The 1,984-nt window shown below is 35.4% G+C and carries 2 protein-coding genes; both read left to right on the forward strand.

All coding sequences use genetic code 11. The annotated features are described in order from the left end of the window. The first annotated feature begins 253 nt into the window (after positions 1–253). Complete coding sequence (locus EJK17_RS11120) at positions 254–1,099, forward strand: hypothetical protein (protein ID WP_103662710.1); 846 nt, start codon at positions 254–256, stop codon at positions 1,097–1,099. Between the two features lie 240 nt (positions 1,100–1,339). Further along, positions 1,340–1,831, forward strand: a complete 492-nt coding sequence (locus EJK17_RS11125) for a sigma-70 RNA polymerase sigma factor region 4 domain-containing protein (protein ID WP_103662711.1) — start codon at positions 1,340–1,342, stop codon at positions 1,829–1,831. Positions 1,832–1,984 lie beyond the last annotated feature (153 nt).

The raw sequence follows: 1,984 nt of genomic DNA on the forward strand, positions 1-1,984 counted from the left end.
ATCGGTAAGAACCAATACATCAAGGTAGCTAACTTCCGTTAATCAGAAGTTTAACAACTAAAGATGTAGCGGCTAACGCTAATCGATAAGAAAAAGACAGATCGTAATGATCTGTCTTTTTTGTATACTTATACAAACTACAAGTAAACACTAATGCTACTATAAATAAAATAGTATAGCTAAGTTACTTATATATTGTTAAAATTATTAATATCCTAATATTGGATAAATAATTAATAAGGGAGTTGAAATCATGAACGATATTTTCGTCTCAATCGGTTTTGAGCAACCCAAATACCGTTTAATTGAGAAACAACATATCCGTCATCTTGTTGAAAAAATGCAAGAGTATTCTAATTTAATAAAAATTGATAATCGGTATCAATTTAAGTTAGATTCACTGCTAGCTATTTTCAATTACCACGAGAATCCGATCAAAGATAAGTATCGAACCGTGGTCTTAGATAAGGATGGACAATTCATTGTAACTACGCAGTCGACTAGACAACTGATTAATCAGTTATTGCGTGACTATACTATTGGTGGTATGAAATTACAGAATCATTTTGCTGGAACCCTTGGGTATAAGCGATATCATGTGATTTCTCTAGGTAGAGTAGCTTTCTTCTCGCTGAAAGGGAACAGTCGAGATAACTCTGACTGGGTGGCCTTGCATTTCATCAAGAAGTATAACTGCAAGGTAACACCAAAGTCAGCTAAGTTGAGCTTTTCAACAGTTAAGCTTGAGGGTCTTACTTACAACATTGTCTTCAACAAAGTCTTAAGAAATATTGAACGACGATTAATCGAAAGTATTCGCCATAATCACTTGGTTCACATTTCTGCTTGGCAACATTTACGACAGCTTCTATGGTGTGAATGTAATCCTAAGCGAAAGTCAATTCTTCAGGATAAAGAATTAATCGGTTCAGTTACTAAATATGATCCATTATTAATTGTGGAGCTTGCCGAGCTGATCATTGACCACTTTATCAGGACTTCTTTTCAAGCATTTACCAAAGATCAGAATCTGGAATTACTAGATTATGAGATTCAGTTCTTCATTCGTAAATCGAAAAGAAGCAAATTTACTTATTAAGCAAATAAATAGCGCAGATCATAATGATCTGCGTTTTTTAGTGTCTTTTTTCAACTGAAGTTTGAATCCTCTGAGTATTGCTATGTCTGCATCCTTAGAGAAACAGCTATTTTTATTATCACAAGAATCCCATTCTAGTGCCCACTAAGCCGCATCAACTTCGTTTTTTCTCAGAGGAATAATCTTGCTAAATTAATAGTGCACAAGCGCTTGTGACATAAACAAAAAGGATGTCACATTATGAAAATTAGTAAAGAAAACTTTATTGCCGCTTGGGAAAACAAGCGATTGATTGCTGGAGCATTGAAAGCAGCGCACGTCTGGCCTCACTATGATAGCTATGAGGACTTCTTCCAAGAAGGCGTGATGATCTATGCGGAAATGCTAGAAAAACACTCTAAGAAATCGCTCAAAGAAGTTGATAAACTCAGCTTTAACAAAATTCTCTGGCATACGATTGATGAATTGCGAAAAGTTCAACGGATCAGTGAACATGGAACTGGAATTGAAGAAGCTGCACAGCTCTTTGAAATGGAAGATTGGGATAATCTATTAGTCATCAAACGTGAAATAGCTAAGATGAATGAACGTGAACGAGTGGTTTTCTGTGAGCACATGCTTGGTGGCAAGTCTATGGTGGCTGTATCACGGGAGTATGGGATTCCGTTGAGGACTTTGAAGAGAGTTAAAGAGAGAATAATTACAAAACTATTAAATATCTTTAAACATTAGGATTTATTTATGTTTATAGTTAGTTTCTGAAAGTTGAAAGCACTAAAACGGGCCAGATTCCTTATGGGATCCGGCTTTGTTATGCCTAATTTAGTTTTTAGGCGGGCTCTTCTAACGCATTTTGAATACATTTGGGCAACATAGAAATAAAGT

Source organism: Lactobacillus xujianguonis (genome assembly GCF_004009905.1).
Lineage (GTDB): Bacteria > Bacillota > Bacilli > Lactobacillales > Lactobacillaceae > Lactobacillus > Lactobacillus xujianguonis.